Below are 14,622 nucleotides of genomic sequence, written 5' to 3'. Positions count from 1 at the left end.
GTAACGGCGCGGCGCCCTTCGCGGGGCGCCGCAATCCAGACGACATGACCCAGCCCACCGCCAACAAGACCGACCAAGCACGCCGCCGCGGCATCCGCCGCACGGCCTGGGCCGTCGCGTTCGTGGCGGTCGGCATCTACGTCGCCTTCATGCTTTCCGCGGTGCTGCCATGAAGCCTTCCTCGACCGCCACGCTCAAGACCGCCGCGCTGGTGTCCGTCGGCGCCTTCCTGTTCACCTTCGGCATGGTGCCGCTGTACTACATCGCCTGCGAGAAGGTCTTCGGCATCAAGCTCGAGCAGGGCCCGGCCGGCGAAGCGCGCGTGGCCGGCCTGGTGGTGGACCAGAACCGCTCGGTCACCGTCGAGTTCGACGCCACCGTGAACTCGAAGTTGCCCTGGGAGTTCAAGCCCACGCAGCTGAGCATGCAGGTGCGCCCGGGCCAGGTGTACGAGATGAACTACATCGCCCGCAACGTGGGCGACCAGGCCATCGTCGGCAACGCCGCGCCCTCGGTGGCGCCGTCCACGGCCTCCACCTTCTTCAACAAGACCGAGTGCTTCTGCTTCACCGAGCAGCTGCTGGCCGCGGGCGAGGAGCGCCTGATGCCGGTGCGTTTCATCGTCGACCCGGCGCTGCCGGCCAACGTGCAGACGCTCACGCTGTCGTACACCTTCTACAACAACGACGTGGCCACGGCCCGCCTCGCCGGGGGCGCCCACGCGGGCGCCGCCGCGCGCACGGCGCCGTGACGCGAGGCCCAACAGCAATACTGGGGAACACCATGGCAAGCAGCACCCACGACGATCCGAACGTCTACTACGTCCCGCACCACAGCCCGTGGCCGTTCGTTGGTTCGATCACCCTGTTCATCACCATGGTGGGCGTGGCGAACTGGTTCAACGGCCACGCCTGGGGCCAGCCGGTGTTCTACGTCGGCCTGCTGGGCACGCTGGCCGTGCTGTTCGGCTGGTTCGGCAACGTCATCGCCGAGTCGGTGTCGGGCAAGTACAACGCGCAGGTGGACACCTCGTTCCGCATGGGAATGATGTGGTTCATCTTCTCCGAGGTGATGTTCTTCGCCGCCTTCTTCGGCGCCCTGTTCTACGTGCGCCAGTTCGCGCTGCCGTGGCTGTCGGGCGTGGGCGACGGCGCGCTGACCAACCAGTTCATCTGGCAGGGCTTCAGCGCCGGCTGGCCGAGCAACGGCCCGGGCGACATCGGCGGCAGCTTCCAGACCATCCCGGCCTGGGGCCTGCCGCTGGTGAACACGCTGCTGCTGCTCACCTCGGGCGTCACCATCACCATCGCCCACCATGCCATCAAGGCCAACCAGCGCGGCAAGCTGGTGTTCTGGCTGGGCGCGACCATCGCGCTGGGCCTGGTCTTCATGGTGGTGCAGGGCTACGAGTACTACCACGCCTACCAGGACCTGGGCCTGACGCTCGGCTCGGGCATCTACGGCTCGACCTTCTTCATGCTCACCGGCTTCCACGGCCTGCACGTGTTCCTGGGCACGGTGATGCTGATCATCATCTGGCTGCGCTGCATGAAGGGCCACTTCAGCCCCGACCACCACTTCGGTTTCGAAGCCGTGGCCTGGTACTGGCACTTCGTGGACGTGGTCTGGCTGGGCCTGTTCCTGTTCGTCTACGTGCTCTGACGAACCGGGCCCTCCGAAACACACATCGGGCCGGCGTCAGCCGGCCCGATGTTTTCAGGGATTCGGGTTGCGGCCGATGCCGTGCGGTTCGATCACGCCGGCGGCGATGCCGATGATCACCAGCACGATCAGCGCCACCGACAAACCGATGCGCCAGGTCAGCGACTTCACCGTGCGGGTGGTGCGGCCCTTGTCCACCATCATGTAGTAGAGGCCGGCACCGAGGTTCCAGAGGATGAAGAGGAAGAATCCGATGACGACCAGGGTTTTCAGCTCGCTGCTCATGGAAGGCGCCGCGTGGAAGGGAAGGGCGCCATTATCCGCCCCGCGGGGCCGCGCGTGGTGAAACGCCGCGTGCTGCTGGTGGCGTTCGGCCTGTGCCTGGTGCTGGCGTTCTCGGCGCTGGGCCGCTGGCAGCTGGGCCGCGCGCTGGAGAAGGAAGCGCTGCTGGCCGACACCGCCGGCGTGCTGGCCGGGCCGGCCCAGCCGCTGGCCGGGGCCCTGGCTGGCGCCAACGGCATCCGCAAGGTGGCTGGCGAAGGTCGGTTCCTCGACACGCCGCCGCTGTGGCTGGACAACCAGCGCCGCGGCCAGCGCGTCGGCGTGCGCCAGTACTGCGCCTTCCAGCCCGCCGGCGCCGCTGCGCCGCTGCTGGTGGACCTGGGCTGGCTGCCGCTGCCGGGCGACCGCACCCTGCCCGACGCGACCTGCCCGCGCGGCGACGCGGCCCTGGCGGGCCTGCTGGCGCCGCCCCCGGCCGTGGGCCTCAAGCTGGGCGGTGGGCTGGAGTCGCGCGACGGCGGCCAGCGCTGGCTGGCCCTGCACCTCGAGCCGGCCGAGGTCGCCCGCGCCTGGCAACTGCCGGCACTGGCGCCGCGCGTGCTCAGGCTCGATCCTGCCCTGCCGCTGGGGCATGAACGCGACCTTGAGCTGCTGTCGAATACGCTGCCCCCTGAAAAACACCGCGGTTACGCCCTGCAGTGGTTCGGCCTGGCCGCCGCTGCCTTCGTGACCACCCTCCTGCTCTGGTTCCGCAGAAAACAATGACCACCCAACAAACCCGCTCGCGCCTGCAGCTGCTGCTGGTGGCCGCGTTTTTCCTCGGCAGCTTCGGCGTGGCCGCCGCGCTGTTCTTCGGCGGCTGGAAGCCGACGCAGACGCGCAACATCGGCCAGATGCTCGACCCGTACCCGATGCTGCAGTCGCTCGAGCTCAGGCGCGCCGACGGCAGCGCCTGGCAATGGCAGCCGGCCAGCCGCCACTGGCACATCGTGTTCGTCGCGCCGGAAGGCTGCGGCCAGGCCTGCGTGGCCATGCACGACGTGATGCACCGCATCTGGGTGTCGGAAGGCCGCCACGCCGAAAAGCTCAAGGTGCTGTGGTTCGGGCCGGTGCCCGAGGGCGCCGCCGACTTCAGCGGCTTCGTGCCCATGCAGCCCAGCGCCGAACTCGCCGCGCTGCTGCCCGATGCCTCCACCCCCGACGCGCTGCCGGCCTACCTGGCCGACGCCAATGGTTACCTCGTCCTGCGCTACGCCCCGGGCTTCAACCCGTCCGGCCTGCGCAAGGACCTCGGACGTGTGCTGAAGTAGGCCCCTGATGAACGCTCCCTCCCGTCATTACCACCGCCTGGCCTGGGCCGCGCTGATCCTCGCCCTGGGCGTGATCGTGTTCGGCGGCTTCGTGCGCCTTTCCAACGCCGGCCTGAGCTGCCCCGACTGGCCCACCTGCTACGGCAAGGCCACCTGGCCGAACCAGGAGCACGAGATCGCCGCCGCCAACGCCGCCTTCGAGCGCGCCGTCGAGGTGCCCAAGGCCTGGCGCGAGCAGTTCCACCGGCACATCGCCGCCATTCTCGGCGTGCTGACGCTCATCCTCGCGCTGCTGGCCGTGCGCAAGCGCAAGGGCGGCGTGGCCAGCGTGCTGGCGGCCGCGGCCCTGGTGGGCGCGTCGATCCCGATCTACATGGGCGTGGGCGGCATGGCGCCCAACCATGAGCTCTCCGTCGCGCTGTGGCTGGCGGGCGAGCTGATCCTGCTGGTGCAGGTGCTGCGCTGGTCGAACGTGGACGCGGCGCGCCTGAGCACGGCCCTGCTGATGGTGATCATCTTCCAGGCCGTGCTGGGCATGTGGACGGTGATCTGGCTCGTGAAGCCCGCCATCGTGATGGCGCACCTGCTCGGCGGCCTGCTCACCTTCTCGCTGCTCACCTGGCTGGCCTGGGGCACCACGCCCTCGTCGGCGCTGGTGGTGGCCGAGGCGCCGAGGCTGCGCCGCCTGCTGTGGATCGGCCTGGTGCTGCTGGTCGTGCAGATCGCGCTCGGCGGCTGGACCAGCGCCAACTACGCCGCGCTGGCCTGCGGCACCGACTTCCCGACCTGCGTGGGCCAGTGGTGGCCCGAGCAGGACTACCGCGAGGCCTTCGTGCTCTGGCGCGGCATCGGCGTGGACTACGAAGGCGGCGTGCTCGACGGCCCGGCGCGCGTGGCCATCCAGATGACCCACCGCCTCTTCGCGCTGCTGGTGGTCGGCCACCTGCTGTTCGTGGTGCTGCGCATGCTGCGCACGCCGGGCCTGGTGTTCTGGGGCAGCACGCTGGGCGTGCTGCTCGCCGCCCAGGTGGCGCTGGGCATCACCAACATCGTTGCCGGCCTGCCGCTGTGGGTGGCCACGGCGCACAACGCCGGCGCGGCCCTGCTGCTGTTCACCGTCGTCGGCCTGCTGGCCCGCCTGCGGGCACCGGAATGAGTCTTCAACCGGCCGCCTATTGGGAGCTGACCAAGCCGCGCGTGGTCGCGCTGATCGTGTTCACCGCGATCATCGGCATGTTCCTGGCGGTCGAACCGGGCGAGGCGTACCCGTGGGCGCGCATGGTGCTGGGCGCGCTGGGCATCTGGCTGGCGGCGTCCTCGGCGGCCGCCATCAACCACCTGCTCGACCAGCGCATCGACGTGCTGATGGCGCGCACCCAGCACCGTCCACTGGCCACCGGCTCGCTGCGGCCGGGGCAGGTGCTGGCCTTCGCGCTGGTGCTGGGCTTCGTTTCGATGGCGGTGCTCGTGCTGTGGGTGAACGCCTTCGCGGCCGTGCTCACCTTCGCCTCGCTGATCGGCTACGCCATCATCTACACCGGCTGGCTCAAGCGCGCCACGCCGCAGAACATCGTCATCGGCGGCCTGGCCGGCGCCGCGCCGCCGGCCCTGGGCTGGGCGGCGGTGAAGGGCTGGCCGGCGGGCATTTCGCTCTGGGGCCTGGCCGGTGCGCCGCTGCACTACGACCACGCGCTGCTGCTGGTGCTGATCATCTACGTCTGGACGCCGCCGCATTTCTGGGCGCTGGCCATCTTCCGCCGCGACGACTACGCCAAGGCGCTGATCCCGATGCTGCCGGTGGTGTACGGCGTGAACTACACGCGCTGGCAGATCCTGTTCTACACCGTGCTGCTGGTGGTGGTGACGGTGCTGCCCTTCGTGGCCGGCATGAGCGGCGTGTTCTACCTCGGCGGCGCCCTGGTGCTGGGCGGCGTGTTCCTGTGGATGGCGGTGCGCCTGCTCAACCCGCCCTCCGAGCTCTACGCGATGAAGGTCTTCAACTACTCCATCGTCTACCTGATGGCCCTGTTCGCCTTCCTGCTGGCCGACCACTGGCTGCTGCCGGGCAGCCTGCCGGTCGAGGCCGCGGCGCCGACCCTCGAGTTCGTTCCGCAGTGAGGGGACGGGTGCATTTTTGGCTTTGCCAAATATGCACCCGTCCCCGGTTCGCTTACTCCGCCAGCAGGTGCTGCTGCCAGAACAGGATGGAGGCGGCGCCGAAGTAGTCGCTGTTGGTCTTCTTGCGGAAGCCGTGGCCTTCGTCCATGAACATCAGGTACCAGACCTCGCCGCCGTTGCCGCGCACGGCCTTCACGATCTGCTCGGCCTCGGTCCAGGGCACGCGCGGGTCGTTGTAACCCTGGGCCACGAACAGCGGCGAAGTGATGCGGTGCGCGTTGTTGAGCGGCGCGATCTCGTCGTGGAAGGCCTTCATCTCGGGGATGCGCTCGTCGCCGTACTCGGCGCGGCGCAGGTCGCGGCGGTAGTCCTCGGTGTTCTTGAGGAAGGTGCCGAAGTGCGAGATGCCCACCACGTCGATGCCGGCGCGGATGCGGTCGGCGTAGTCCACCATCGAGGCCAGCACCATGTAGCCGCCGTAGCTGCCGCCGCTGACGCCGACGCGGTTGGCGTCGAGCTCGGGGCGGGTGGCGATCCAGTCGAGCAGGGCGCCGATGTCCTTCACCGAGTCCTTGCGCAGGAAACCGTTGTCGAGCTGCAGGAAGGTCTTGCCGTAGCCGGCCGAGCCACGCACGTTCGGCACCAGCACGGCGACCTTCAGCTCCTCGAGCAGGAACTGCGTGGTCGGGTTGAAGGTGGGCAGGGCCTGGGCCTCGGGGCCGCCGTGGATGCTGATCACCACCGGGAAGGGGCCGTCGCCCTCGGGGCGGTAGTAGAAGGCGGGGATGGTGCGCGGCTTGCCGTCCACCTCGTCGAAGGTGGGGAAGCGCACCAGCTCGGGCGCGCGGAAGCGCGAGGCGTCCAGGCCGCCCACTTCGCTGCGGGTCCAGCGCGCCAGCGCCGGCGTGCCCAGGTCGTACACGTACACGTCGCTGGGCGAGGTGGCGCTGTTGAGCGTCACCGCCAGCGAGCGGCCGTCGGGCGAGAACGAGAAGTTGCCGATCACGCCGATCGGCAGGTCCGGCAGGCGGATCTGGCGCTGCTCGGGCAGGGCGAGCACACGCAGGCGGCTGATGCCGTCCTCGTTGATGGCGTAGGCCAGGTGGCGGCCATCGGGGGCGATCTCCAGGCCGGTCACGTTCCACGGGATGTTGCCGCTCACCAGCCTGGGCTCGCCGCCCTGGGGGTCGTGGTGGCGCAGCGTCATGAACTCGCGGCCTTCGTCGGACACGTAGAACACGCTGCGGCCGTCGGGCGCGTAGCGGAAGGCGTTGAAGGCCGACTTGCCGCCTTCCACCGGGAACAAGCGCAGCTTGCCGGTGGCCAGGTCGAGCTCGCCCGGGTAGGACTCGTTGATCGACACGTACTTGAGCACCAGCAGGCGCTGGCCGTCGGGCGAGAAGTCCATCGGCGACCACAGGCCGCCTTCCTGCAGCACGATGCGGGACTGGCCGGTGGCCATGTCGCGCACCCACAGGTCGTAGTCGGTGCCGTTGCGGGCGGTGCTGGCCCAGGCCAGCTGCTTGCCGTCGTGCGAGAACAGTGGCGTGGTGTTCTGGCTGCGGCCGCCGTCGGTGAGCATGGTCACCTCGCGCGTGTCCACGTCGAACCAGAACAGCTGCCAGAACTCCGAGCCACCCACGTCCTTGCCGAACACGAAGGCGTTCCTGCCGGGCGCCGGCGTCACCGCGCTCAGCGGCTCGCGGTAGAAGGTCAGCTGCTCGCGCATGCCCAGCGGCGAGGCCACGCGATGCACCTGGTTGGTTTCGCCAAAACGCGTGGACACCAGCACGCTGCCGTCGGGCAGCCAGCCGCCGAGGCTGGCGCCGCGGGTGTTCTGGTAGCGGTCCAGGCGTTCGACCAGCTCGGCCGGCACCTCGGGCAGGTTCTCGCTGACCCGGTTGCCCACTTCCACGCGCTCGACGGCGGCGGATTGGGCCAGGGCAGGCGGCGCGAGCAGCGCCGTGGAGAGCAGCAAAGCAGTCAGTCGCATCCTCGGTTCCCCATGGGTGTAGTCAACCGAGGATATATGCATTGGGGACAGGTGCAATTCGGGTGAAGCCCAACCGCAGCCGTCCCCTTACTTCGCGGTGAGCAGGTCCCGGAGTTCGGTCTTTTCGGCCTCGGAGAGGCTGGCGCTGCCGGCCTCGCGGATGCGGGCCTGCAGCTCCTCCACGCGCTGGGCGCGGACCTGGCGGTCGAGCTGGGCCAGGGCGTCGACGATCTCGGCGCGCCAGCCGGCTTCGTCGCCGGGGAAGGCCTGCAGGGCCAGCTTCTGCAGCGCAGCTTCTTCCTCGCGGCCGGCGAAGTGCTCGAGCACGGCGCCGGTGGTGATGCCCGGGCGGTCCTTGGCCAGCTGCACCAGCTCCACCAGCAGCGGGATGCCCGGCTGGCGCAGGGCGCCGAACAGGTAGGGCGGCTCGATGGCCTCGGCCAGCGCGGGCTTTTGCAGCAGCAGCGCGATGGCGGTGCGCACCAGGCTGCGCTTGGGCGCCGGCGCGCCGCCGCGGCCCGGGCGCATCGACGGCGTGGGGCGCGCGGGCGGCGTGGCTTCCTCGCGGCGGCCCACGCCGGTCAGCTCGGTCAGGCGCTGCAGCATCAGGTCGCGGAAGGCACCGTCGGGAATGCCCGCCAGCAGCGGCTTGGCGCGCTCGGCCAGGCGCGCCTTGCCCTCCATGCCGGCCAGGTTCACGTCCTTGGACAGCTCGTTGTAGAAGAACTCCGACAGCGGCATCGCCTGCGCCAGGCGCGCGTCGAATCCGGCCGCGCCTTCCTTGCGCACGATGGTGTCGGGGTCTTCGCCCTCGGGCAGGAACAGGAAGAAGGCCTGGCGGCCGTCGCGCATGCGCGGCAGCACCGACTCGAGCGCCTTCCACGCCGCGCCGCGGCCGGCGCGGTCGCCGTCGAAGCAGAAGTACACGTCGGCGGCGTTGCGGAACAGCAGCTCGGCGTGGTCGGGCGTGGTGGCGGTGCCGAGCGTGGCCACGGCGGTGTTCACGCCGTACTGGAACAGCGCCACCACGTCCATGTAGCCCTCGACCACCACCAGCCGCGGGATCTTCGAGTGCGCCTGGCGCACCTGCCACAGGCCGTAGAGCTCGCGACCCTTGTGGAACAGCGGCGTCTCGGGCGAGTTGAGGTACTTCGGGCCGTCGTCCTTCTCCAGCACGCGGCCGCCGAAGGCGATCACGCGGCCGCGGCGGTCGTGGATGGGGAACATCACGCGGTCGCGGAACTTGTCGTAAACGCGGCCGGCGTCATTGCGCGAGAACAGGCCCACCTTCTCCAGCAGCGCCAGCCGGCGCTCGTCGGTGCCGAGCGCGGACTTGAGGCCTTCCCAGCCTTCCGGCGCGTAGCCGATGCCGAAGCGCGCCTGGTTCTCGGCGTCCACGCCGCGGCGCTCGAGGTAGGCCCGGGCCTTGGTGCTCGAGCGCAGCTGCTGCTGGAAGAACTTCGCGGCGGCGTCCACGGCCGCGTACAGCTCGCGCGACTCGCCGCTCTCGTTGCGCTGGCGGGTATCGCGCGGCACTTCCATGCCGGCGCGCTTGGCGAGCTCCTCGACGGCGTCGAGGAACTCGAGCCGGTCGTAGTTCATCAGGAAGCTGATGGCGGTGCCGTGCGCGCCGCAGCCGAAGCAGTGGTAGAACTGCTTGGTGGGCGAGACGGTGAACGAGGGCGAGCGCTCGTCGTGGAAGGGACAGCGCGCCGAATACTCCCGGCCCTGCCGCTTGAGCGGCACGCGCGAACCCACGACCTCGACGATGTCCGTCCGGGCCAGCAGGTCGTCAATGAACGCGTCGGGTATCCGTGCCATGTCGCGCAAGCATGACATCAAAAAATGGGGTCAGAGCACATAACCGTTTCAAACGGATATGTGCTCTGACCCCATTTTGGGTTTTCAGCCGGCGAGGGCTTTCTTGACGAGCTGGGAGACCAGGCCCATGTCGGCCTTGCCGGCCAGGGCGGGCTTGAGCACGGCCATCAGCTTGCCCATGTCGGCGGGGCCCTGGGCGTTGGTCTCGGCCTTGGCGGCGGCCACGGCGGCGGCCACCTCGGCCTCCGACATCTTGGCCGGCAGGTAGGTCTCGATCACCGCCAGCTCGTTGCGCTCGATCGTGGCCAGGTCCTCGCGGTTCGCCGCCTCGTACTGGCTGATCGAATCCTTGCGCTGCTTGACCATCTTCTCGAGCACGCCGAGCACCAGCGCGTCGGTCATCTCGACCCGCTCGTCCACTTCCTTCTGCTTGATGGCGGCGTTGATCAGTCGGATGACCGCCAGGCGGTCCTTCTCGCCGGCCTTCATCGCGGCCTTCATGTCTTCGGTCAGCTGGGTCTTGAGGCTCATCGGGGATCTCCTGGTGTCAGAAACACAAAAAGCCGGCCACGCGCGAGCGTGCCGGCTTTCTGGCAAGCAACGCGGCTCAGTACAGGCGCTGGCGCTTGGTGACGTCGCGCGAGCTGCGGCGCAGCTGGCGCTTCACCGCGGCGGCGGCCTTGCGCTTGCGCTCCTGGGTCGGCTTCTCGTAGAACTCGCGCTTGCGGGTTTCGGCGAGGACGCCGGCCTTCTCGCAAGTGCGCTTGAAGCGACGCAGCGCAAACTCAAACGGCTCGTTTTCGCGGACTTTGACAGACGGCATGTTCGATTCCTGGGATCGGTGGTTGTCGCACGGCCGGGCCGGCGAGCCGCGTATGATACGCGGGTCCCGGGCCGGCAGGCAAGCCAGACCGGCCTTTTTCCCTTGAATCCGGCCACAAAGCCCCGAAAAACAGGCACATGCGCGTCCTGGGCATCGAAACCAGCTGTGACGAGACCGGCGTGGCGGTGTACGACACCCGCCGCGGGTTGCTGTCGCACGCCCTGTTCAGCCAGATCGCCCTGCATGCCGAGTACGGCGGCGTGGTGCCCGAGCTGGCCAGCCGCGACCACGTCCGCAAGCTCCTGCCCCTGGTGCGCCAGGTGCTGGCCGAGGCCGGCCTGGAGCCGGCCGACCTCGACGGCGTGGCCTACACCGCCGGCCCCGGCCTGGTGGGCGCCCTGATGGTGGGCGCCGCCGCCGGCCGGGCCCTGGCCTGGGCCCTGGACCTGCCGGCCGTGGGCGTGCACCACATGGAAGGCCACCTGCTGGCGCCCCTGCTCGAGGACCCCACGCTCAGGCCACCCTTCGTGGCCCTGCTGGTCTCCGGCGGCCACACCCAGCTGGTGGAGGTGCAGGGCATCGGCGAGTACCGCCTTTTGGGCGAAACCCTGGACGACGCCGCCGGCGAGGCCTTCGACAAGACCGCCAAGCTGATGGGCCTGCCTTACCCCGGCGGCCCCGAGCTGGCCCGCCTGGCCGAGACCGGCCGCCCGGGCGTTTTCGAGTTCTCCCGGCCCATGACCGACCGGCCGGGCCTGGATTTCAGCTTTTCGGGCCTGAAAACCCAGGTGCTGCTGGCCTGGCAGGCCTCCGACAAGGCCCCGCAGACCCGCGCCGACATCGCCCGGGGCTTCGAGGACGCGGTGGTGGAGACCCTGGCCATCAAGTGCAAGCGCGCGCTGGACCAGACCGGCATCCGCACCCTCGTGGTGGCCGGCGGCGTGGGCGCGAACCTGCGTCTGCGCGCCCGCCTGGAGACCCTTGTGGGCGGGGCCCGCGGCCGCGTGTGCTTCCCGCGCCCGGCCTTCTGCACCGACAACGGCGCCATGATCGCCTTCGCCGGGGCCCTGCGCCTGCAGGCCGGCCAGGCCGAAACCCCGGCCGTCACCGTGACGCCACGCTGGGACATGGCAAGCTTGCCGCCGGTTTGATTCCTGGGACGCCAATGGACAAGGTTTTCATCGAAGCGCTCGAGATCGAGTGCGTGATCGGCATCTACGACTGGGAGCGCAAGATCAGGCAGCCCGTCGTGCTCGACATCGAGATGGCGTTCGACAACCGCCAGCCCGCGGCCACCGACGACATCAAGGACACGCTCGACTACAAGGCCGTTTCCAAGCGCCTGATCCAGTACGTGTCCGAGTCGAGCTTCGGCCTGGTGGAGACGCTGGCCGAGCGCTGCGCGGAAATCATCACCGGCGAGTTCGGCGTGCAGCACGTGCGCCTGAAGCTGAGCAAGCCCGGCGCCGTGCGCGGCTCGAAGGCCGTGGGCGTGATCATCGAGCGCAGCCGCGCCGCGTGAGCACCGCCTGGCTGAGCCTGGGCAGCAACCTCGCGCCGGAGGCGAACCTGCTCGCCGCGGCCGACGCGCTGCGCGCGCGCTTCGGCGCGGTGGTGTTCTCGCCGGTCTACCGCACGCCGGCGGTGGGCTTCGAGGGGCCGGATTTCCTCAACGCCGCGGCCGCGATCGATAGCGACCTCGATCCCTTCGAACTCAACGCGTGGCTGCACGCGCTCGAGGACGCGATGGGCCGCGACCGCAGCGGCCCGCGTTTCTCCAGCCGCACGCTCGACATCGACATCGTTTTCTACGACGACCTGGTGCTGAAGGGCCCGGGCAACCTCGAGCTGCCGCGCCCGGAGCTGAAGCACGCCTTCGTGCTCAAGCCGCTGGCGGACATTGCACCGGATTACCGCGTGCCCGGCGACGGGCGGACGCTGGCGGAGATGTGGGCGGTGCATCCGGACGCGGCGACGCCGCCGGAAACCGACGCGCTCGTGCTGGGCTGAGAGGCCATGGGGTCGGAGGTAATTTGCCTCAGGCAAATTACCTCCGACCCCAAGCCTTGCGTGACTTCCGGCCTTGCGCTGCGGCCCCCCCGACGTATGATCAGGGCCGTCACCCGGGGAGGACACGCCATGTTCGACAAACTTTCGCGCAGCTGGCACCTGGTCAAGGCCAGCGCCGCCGTGCTTCGCAGCGACAAGGAACTGCTGGTGTTCCCGGTCATCTCGGCCGTGGCCAGCCTGCTGGTGGCCGCCACCTTCCTGCTGCCGATCTTCGGCCTGGGCCTGCTCGAGGGCGGCGAGATCGGGCCGCTGGGCATGGCGCTGGGCTTCCTGTTCTACCTGGTGCAGTACTTCGTCTTAAGGAAGGGGCCTGTAAACGTATCTCCATGAGCCTTGCGTAGGAGGTAGGGTCTAGTAACCTATGGCTACCCAGGAACGAGGTGGCCCCGGTGAAGTTGAGGGTTGTCAGGCCAACCAGTGAGTCAGCGCAGGAGCTGAGAGCGAGAGGATTCCCCTCGGTTGCTCACGTTCCGTTCTTCCTTGCCGAAGATGGAAGCTATCCAGAAGTCGTCAACCGATACATCAGGAATAGGGCGCTTGGTGAGTGGCCCCTGGGCCCTGATGGTCAAGCCCGAGCCCGGACGCGTAACTACGTCGCACTCACAAAGGCCAGTCTCGACGCGGTCGTCTACAGGCTGACGCGCTTCTATGCGTGGTTGGACGGCAAGCAAGGAAAGATTGACCTCGTGACCGTCGCCTACGAGGACCTCCTTGAATGGCAGGGAGCGATGGTCGCAGAGAAGAAGTCAGAGAGCACGATCCACGCGTACATCTCGGAGGCATGTCTGCACCTCACGTGGTTGGGGCAGATTCCTAAAACACCTGACGGCCGCCCAATCCGCCCGCCTTTTGATCCCATCTATCGGGAGTTCGATGCCGATCGTAAGCCTGACTCGAGATCAGGACGGGGCCACAACCTGAGATCCGCGCTCGCTGGGGTCAAGCAACCCTATCGGCGCCCTGTCGTACTGCCCTCGGATGCGGCCATTGCCCTCTGGCTGAAGCGCATGTTGGTGCGGTCTGAGGTCAAGGCGATGATGGCTCAGACGATCATGGACAGCGGGATGCGCATCAGCGAGGCAAATCAACTGCTTTGGGACGACCTACCCGAAAGATCGCAATGGAGGCCGGTTGGAGGGAGGGTCCATTTCAGAATCAACCGGGGCGTAAAAGGCGCAAAGCTGACCCCCTCATCGAACGTGGCGATTCGAGGTCGGGAGATTTCCCTTTCGCTCGAGCTGGCCAAGAAGATCGACGCTTATAGGCGGGGGCCTCGCGAACTTCAGATCCGTAGATGGATCCGCTCCGGGGAAACGAAGAGCATCCAAGCAAGTCGGGCGGCAAAAAAGCCGCAGCGTCTTTGGCTTAGCGAATTCACCAACGAGCCTTTCTCGAACGTCACGTTCCGCGATATCTGGACGGAAGAGTGGAAAGCGGTACGCGACCAGATGCCAGGAGAGCCGCGCAGTTGGACGCCGCATGGTGGCCGCCATTGGTTCGCAGTTGAGACGCTCATTAGTGCGGCAGCTGCGCAGCACGAAGCCACTCGACAGGGATTCCCCAACTTGACTTGGTTGGAGGGCGTGATGAGAAACCAGATCGACCTGATGCTGAGGCCACAGATGGGGCACCTGTCCGACGAAACAACCCGCCTATATCTCCGTGCGGCCCAGGCAAAAATGGAGGAGAGATGTAACTCGCCCTCGTTGCGCTGGCAGCTTCATCTTGATGGGGATGAAGCGTAGCAATGGCTGGGGGAAAGGATCTTGGCTCCAGGAAGCTGGTTGCAAAGGACGGAATGTCCGTGGACTTCATTGAGCTGTGGAAGGGAAGCGGCGCCAGCGAGTCAAACCGAAAATCAGCGAAGGGCGAGTTTTCGGGGCGACCCGCACTCGCCGATGCACTTTGGCCTGCGCTTAAGCAACTATCCCGCGACTGGGCTGGCCTGACGTTGCGTTCACATAAGTACTCACTGCAGGAGTTCTTCCGGTTCCTGGATTCATTCGAGGAGCTGCTTCAGCCAGTCGCGGGCCTGCAAGACTGTGGAGAGCTAACGGCCATCTTCTGGCTAACGCCCCCGCGTGAAGGGCTCACATGGGAGCGGCCCACCTATACCAATCTCAAACAAACCGGGCGCATCTTGGCAAGGGCGCATCGGATCGCCGGAACGAGAGATAAGTTCCGCTGGCCCGTCATTACATTTGAAAAGTCGTCCGACAAGGACTACGCAAACGATGCTCAGGCAAGAGAAGCGCTGACACTTCTGAAGCGAAAAGCTCAAGGAATCTTGGCTCGTTGGACCACTGCCGACCGAATGGCGGCTGCTGGAAGAAATCTCCTCGAGATGAAGGAGAGAGCGAGAAGTTTGGCGGACCTCGAAGTATCTAAAGAGGATCTCCACGCGACCTACAGGGCTGTTGATGCGCGCCCAAAATTGACCACCCGGGGGTGCGGACGATTTCTTGGACTACTTGAAGGAGTAGTTCATGTATTCATACGAGGATCGGCTACGTGCCGTTCGGCTCTATATCAAGCTCGGCAAG

General features: G+C 67.7%; 18 protein-coding genes. 13 read left to right on the top strand and 5 right to left on the bottom strand.

Annotated elements, in window-relative coordinates:
- The first annotated feature begins 44 nt into the window (after positions 1–44).
- From ABS41_RS11875 to ABS41_RS11865, 3 genes are read left to right on the top strand one after another with little or no spacing between them, the layout of a single operon-like run.
- Positions 45–173, top strand: coding sequence for a hypothetical protein (locus ABS41_RS11875; RefSeq protein WP_290594837.1), 129 nt, complete (start codon positions 45–47; stop codon positions 171–173).
- Entirely contained in the window at positions 170–751 is a 582-nt protein-coding gene (locus ABS41_RS11870; protein WP_290594836.1) for a cytochrome c oxidase assembly protein, read from the top strand. The genes ABS41_RS11875 and ABS41_RS11870 overlap by 4 nt, the downstream gene beginning before the upstream one ends.
- Positions 752–783: 32 nt before the next feature.
- Positions 784–1,662: a cytochrome c oxidase subunit 3 gene (locus tag ABS41_RS11865; protein ID WP_290594835.1), complete on the top strand. Its 879-nt coding sequence runs from the start codon at positions 784–786 to the stop codon at positions 1,660–1,662.
- Between the two features lie 54 nt (positions 1,663–1,716).
- Here the strand turns inward: ABS41_RS11865 and ABS41_RS11860 are convergent, their stop codons facing one another.
- Complete coding sequence (locus ABS41_RS11860; RefSeq protein WP_290594834.1) at positions 1,717–1,947, bottom strand: twin transmembrane helix small protein; 231 nt, start codon at positions 1,945–1,947, stop codon at positions 1,717–1,719.
- 54 nt (positions 1,948–2,001) lie between these two features.
- Here ABS41_RS11860 and ABS41_RS11855 point away from each other — a divergent pair, with 54 nt between their 5' ends.
- Genes ABS41_RS11855 through cyoE form a run of 4 tightly spaced genes read left to right on the top strand, consistent with a single transcriptional unit; the run spans position 2,002 to position 5,372 of the window.
- Positions 2,002–2,709: an SURF1 family protein gene (locus ABS41_RS11855; protein ID WP_290594833.1), complete on the top strand. Its 708-nt coding sequence runs from the start codon at positions 2,002–2,004 to the stop codon at positions 2,707–2,709.
- Positions 2,706–3,254 carry a hypothetical protein gene (locus tag ABS41_RS11850; RefSeq protein ID WP_290594832.1) on the top strand — a complete coding sequence of 183 codons (549 nt, stop codon included), beginning with the start codon at positions 2,706–2,708 and terminating at the stop codon, positions 3,252–3,254. Before ABS41_RS11855 ends, ABS41_RS11850 begins: the two co-directional genes overlap by 4 nt.
- A gap of 7 nt (positions 3,255–3,261) precedes the next feature.
- Entirely contained in the window at positions 3,262–4,410 is a 1,149-nt protein-coding gene (locus ABS41_RS11845; protein ID WP_290594831.1) for a COX15/CtaA family protein, read from the top strand.
- Positions 4,407–5,372, top strand: a complete 966-nt coding sequence (gene cyoE / locus ABS41_RS11840; protein WP_290594830.1) for a heme o synthase — start codon at positions 4,407–4,409, stop codon at positions 5,370–5,372. Before ABS41_RS11845 ends, cyoE begins: the two co-directional genes overlap by 4 nt.
- A 52-nt stretch (positions 5,373–5,424) precedes the next feature.
- Here cyoE and ABS41_RS11835 read toward each other — a convergent pair whose 3' ends face one another.
- From ABS41_RS11835 to rpsU, 4 genes are all read right to left on the bottom strand, one after another.
- The gene (locus ABS41_RS11835; RefSeq protein ID WP_290594829.1) at positions 5,425–7,365 is read right to left on the bottom strand and encodes a prolyl oligopeptidase family serine peptidase; all 1,941 of its coding nucleotides are present in this window, start codon (positions 7,363–7,365) and stop codon (positions 5,425–5,427) included.
- A gap of 87 nt (positions 7,366–7,452) precedes the next feature.
- The gene (gene dnaG, locus ABS41_RS11830; RefSeq protein WP_290594828.1) at positions 7,453–9,186 is read right to left on the bottom strand and encodes a DNA primase; all 1,734 of its coding nucleotides are present in this window, start codon (positions 9,184–9,186) and stop codon (positions 7,453–7,455) included.
- Positions 9,187–9,270: 84 nt separating this feature from the next.
- Positions 9,271–9,717: a GatB/YqeY domain-containing protein gene (locus ABS41_RS11825; RefSeq protein ID WP_290594827.1), complete on the bottom strand. Its 447-nt coding sequence runs from the start codon at positions 9,715–9,717 to the stop codon at positions 9,271–9,273.
- 76 nt (positions 9,718–9,793) lie between these two features.
- Entirely contained in the window at positions 9,794–10,009 is a 216-nt protein-coding gene (gene rpsU / locus ABS41_RS11820; RefSeq protein WP_002808376.1) for a 30S ribosomal protein S21, read from the bottom strand.
- A 137-nt stretch (positions 10,010–10,146) separates the two neighbouring features.
- Between rpsU and tsaD the strand changes: the two genes are divergently transcribed.
- From tsaD to ABS41_RS11790, 6 genes are all read left to right on the top strand, one after another.
- Positions 10,147–11,160, top strand: a complete 1,014-nt coding sequence (tsaD, locus tag ABS41_RS11815) for a tRNA (adenosine(37)-N6)-threonylcarbamoyltransferase complex transferase subunit TsaD (RefSeq protein WP_290594637.1) — start codon at positions 10,147–10,149, stop codon at positions 11,158–11,160.
- A gap of 14 nt (positions 11,161–11,174) precedes the next feature.
- On the top strand, positions 11,175–11,531 hold the full coding sequence (folB, locus tag ABS41_RS11810) for a dihydroneopterin aldolase (protein ID WP_290594636.1): 357 nt from the start codon (positions 11,175–11,177) through the stop codon (positions 11,529–11,531).
- Complete coding sequence (folK, locus tag ABS41_RS11805) at positions 11,528–12,019, top strand: 2-amino-4-hydroxy-6-hydroxymethyldihydropteridine diphosphokinase (RefSeq protein WP_290594634.1); 492 nt, start codon at positions 11,528–11,530, stop codon at positions 12,017–12,019. The genes folB and folK overlap by 4 nt, the downstream gene beginning before the upstream one ends.
- A 129-nt stretch (positions 12,020–12,148) precedes the next feature.
- Positions 12,149–12,409: a hypothetical protein gene (locus tag ABS41_RS11800; protein ID WP_290594633.1), complete on the top strand. Its 261-nt coding sequence runs from the start codon at positions 12,149–12,151 to the stop codon at positions 12,407–12,409.
- Positions 12,410–12,765: 356 nt separating this feature from the next.
- Positions 12,766–13,824 (top strand): hypothetical protein, encoded by a 1,059-nt coding sequence (locus ABS41_RS11795; protein WP_290594632.1) that lies wholly within the window; start codon positions 12,766–12,768, stop codon positions 13,822–13,824.
- A gap of 59 nt (positions 13,825–13,883) precedes the next feature.
- A partial coding sequence (locus ABS41_RS11790; RefSeq protein WP_290594631.1) for a hypothetical protein occupies positions 13,884–14,622 on the top strand: 739 nt, incomplete at its 3' end.

It is taken from the genome of Arenimonas sp. SCN 70-307 (assembly GCF_001724815.1).
In the GTDB taxonomy this organism is placed as follows: Bacteria; Pseudomonadota; Gammaproteobacteria; order Xanthomonadales; family Xanthomonadaceae; genus Arenimonas.
This window is presented reverse-complemented; position numbering and strand designations above follow the sequence as displayed.

Coding starts and splice junctions, on each gene's coding strand:
- ABS41_RS11875 (WP_290594837.1), top strand. CDS start 45: ATGACCCAGCCCACCGCCAACAAGACCGACCAAGCACGCCGCCGCGGC.
- ABS41_RS11870 (WP_290594836.1), top strand. CDS start 170: ATGAAGCCTTCCTCGACCGCCACGCTCAAGACCGCCGCGCTGGTGTCC.
- ABS41_RS11865 (WP_290594835.1), top strand. CDS start 784: ATGGCAAGCAGCACCCACGACGATCCGAACGTCTACTACGTCCCGCAC.
- ABS41_RS11860 (WP_290594834.1), bottom strand. CDS start 1,947: ATGAGCAGCGAGCTGAAAACCCTGGTCGTCATCGGATTCTTCCTCTTC.
- ABS41_RS11850 (WP_290594832.1), top strand. CDS start 2,706: ATGACCACCCAACAAACCCGCTCGCGCCTGCAGCTGCTGCTGGTGGCC.
- ABS41_RS11845 (WP_290594831.1), top strand. CDS start 3,262: ATGAACGCTCCCTCCCGTCATTACCACCGCCTGGCCTGGGCCGCGCTG.
- cyoE (WP_290594830.1), top strand. CDS start 4,407: ATGAGTCTTCAACCGGCCGCCTATTGGGAGCTGACCAAGCCGCGCGTG.
- ABS41_RS11835 (WP_290594829.1), bottom strand. CDS start 7,365: ATGCGACTGACTGCTTTGCTGCTCTCCACGGCGCTGCTCGCGCCGCCT.
- dnaG (WP_290594828.1), bottom strand. CDS start 9,186: ATGGCACGGATACCCGACGCGTTCATTGACGACCTGCTGGCCCGGACG.
- ABS41_RS11825 (WP_290594827.1), bottom strand. CDS start 9,717: ATGAGCCTCAAGACCCAGCTGACCGAAGACATGAAGGCCGCGATGAAG.
- rpsU (WP_002808376.1), bottom strand. CDS start 10,009: ATGCCGTCTGTCAAAGTCCGCGAAAACGAGCCGTTTGAGTTTGCGCTG.
- tsaD (WP_290594637.1), top strand. CDS start 10,147: ATGCGCGTCCTGGGCATCGAAACCAGCTGTGACGAGACCGGCGTGGCG.
- folB (WP_290594636.1), top strand. CDS start 11,175: ATGGACAAGGTTTTCATCGAAGCGCTCGAGATCGAGTGCGTGATCGGC.
- ABS41_RS11800 (WP_290594633.1), top strand. CDS start 12,149: ATGTTCGACAAACTTTCGCGCAGCTGGCACCTGGTCAAGGCCAGCGCC.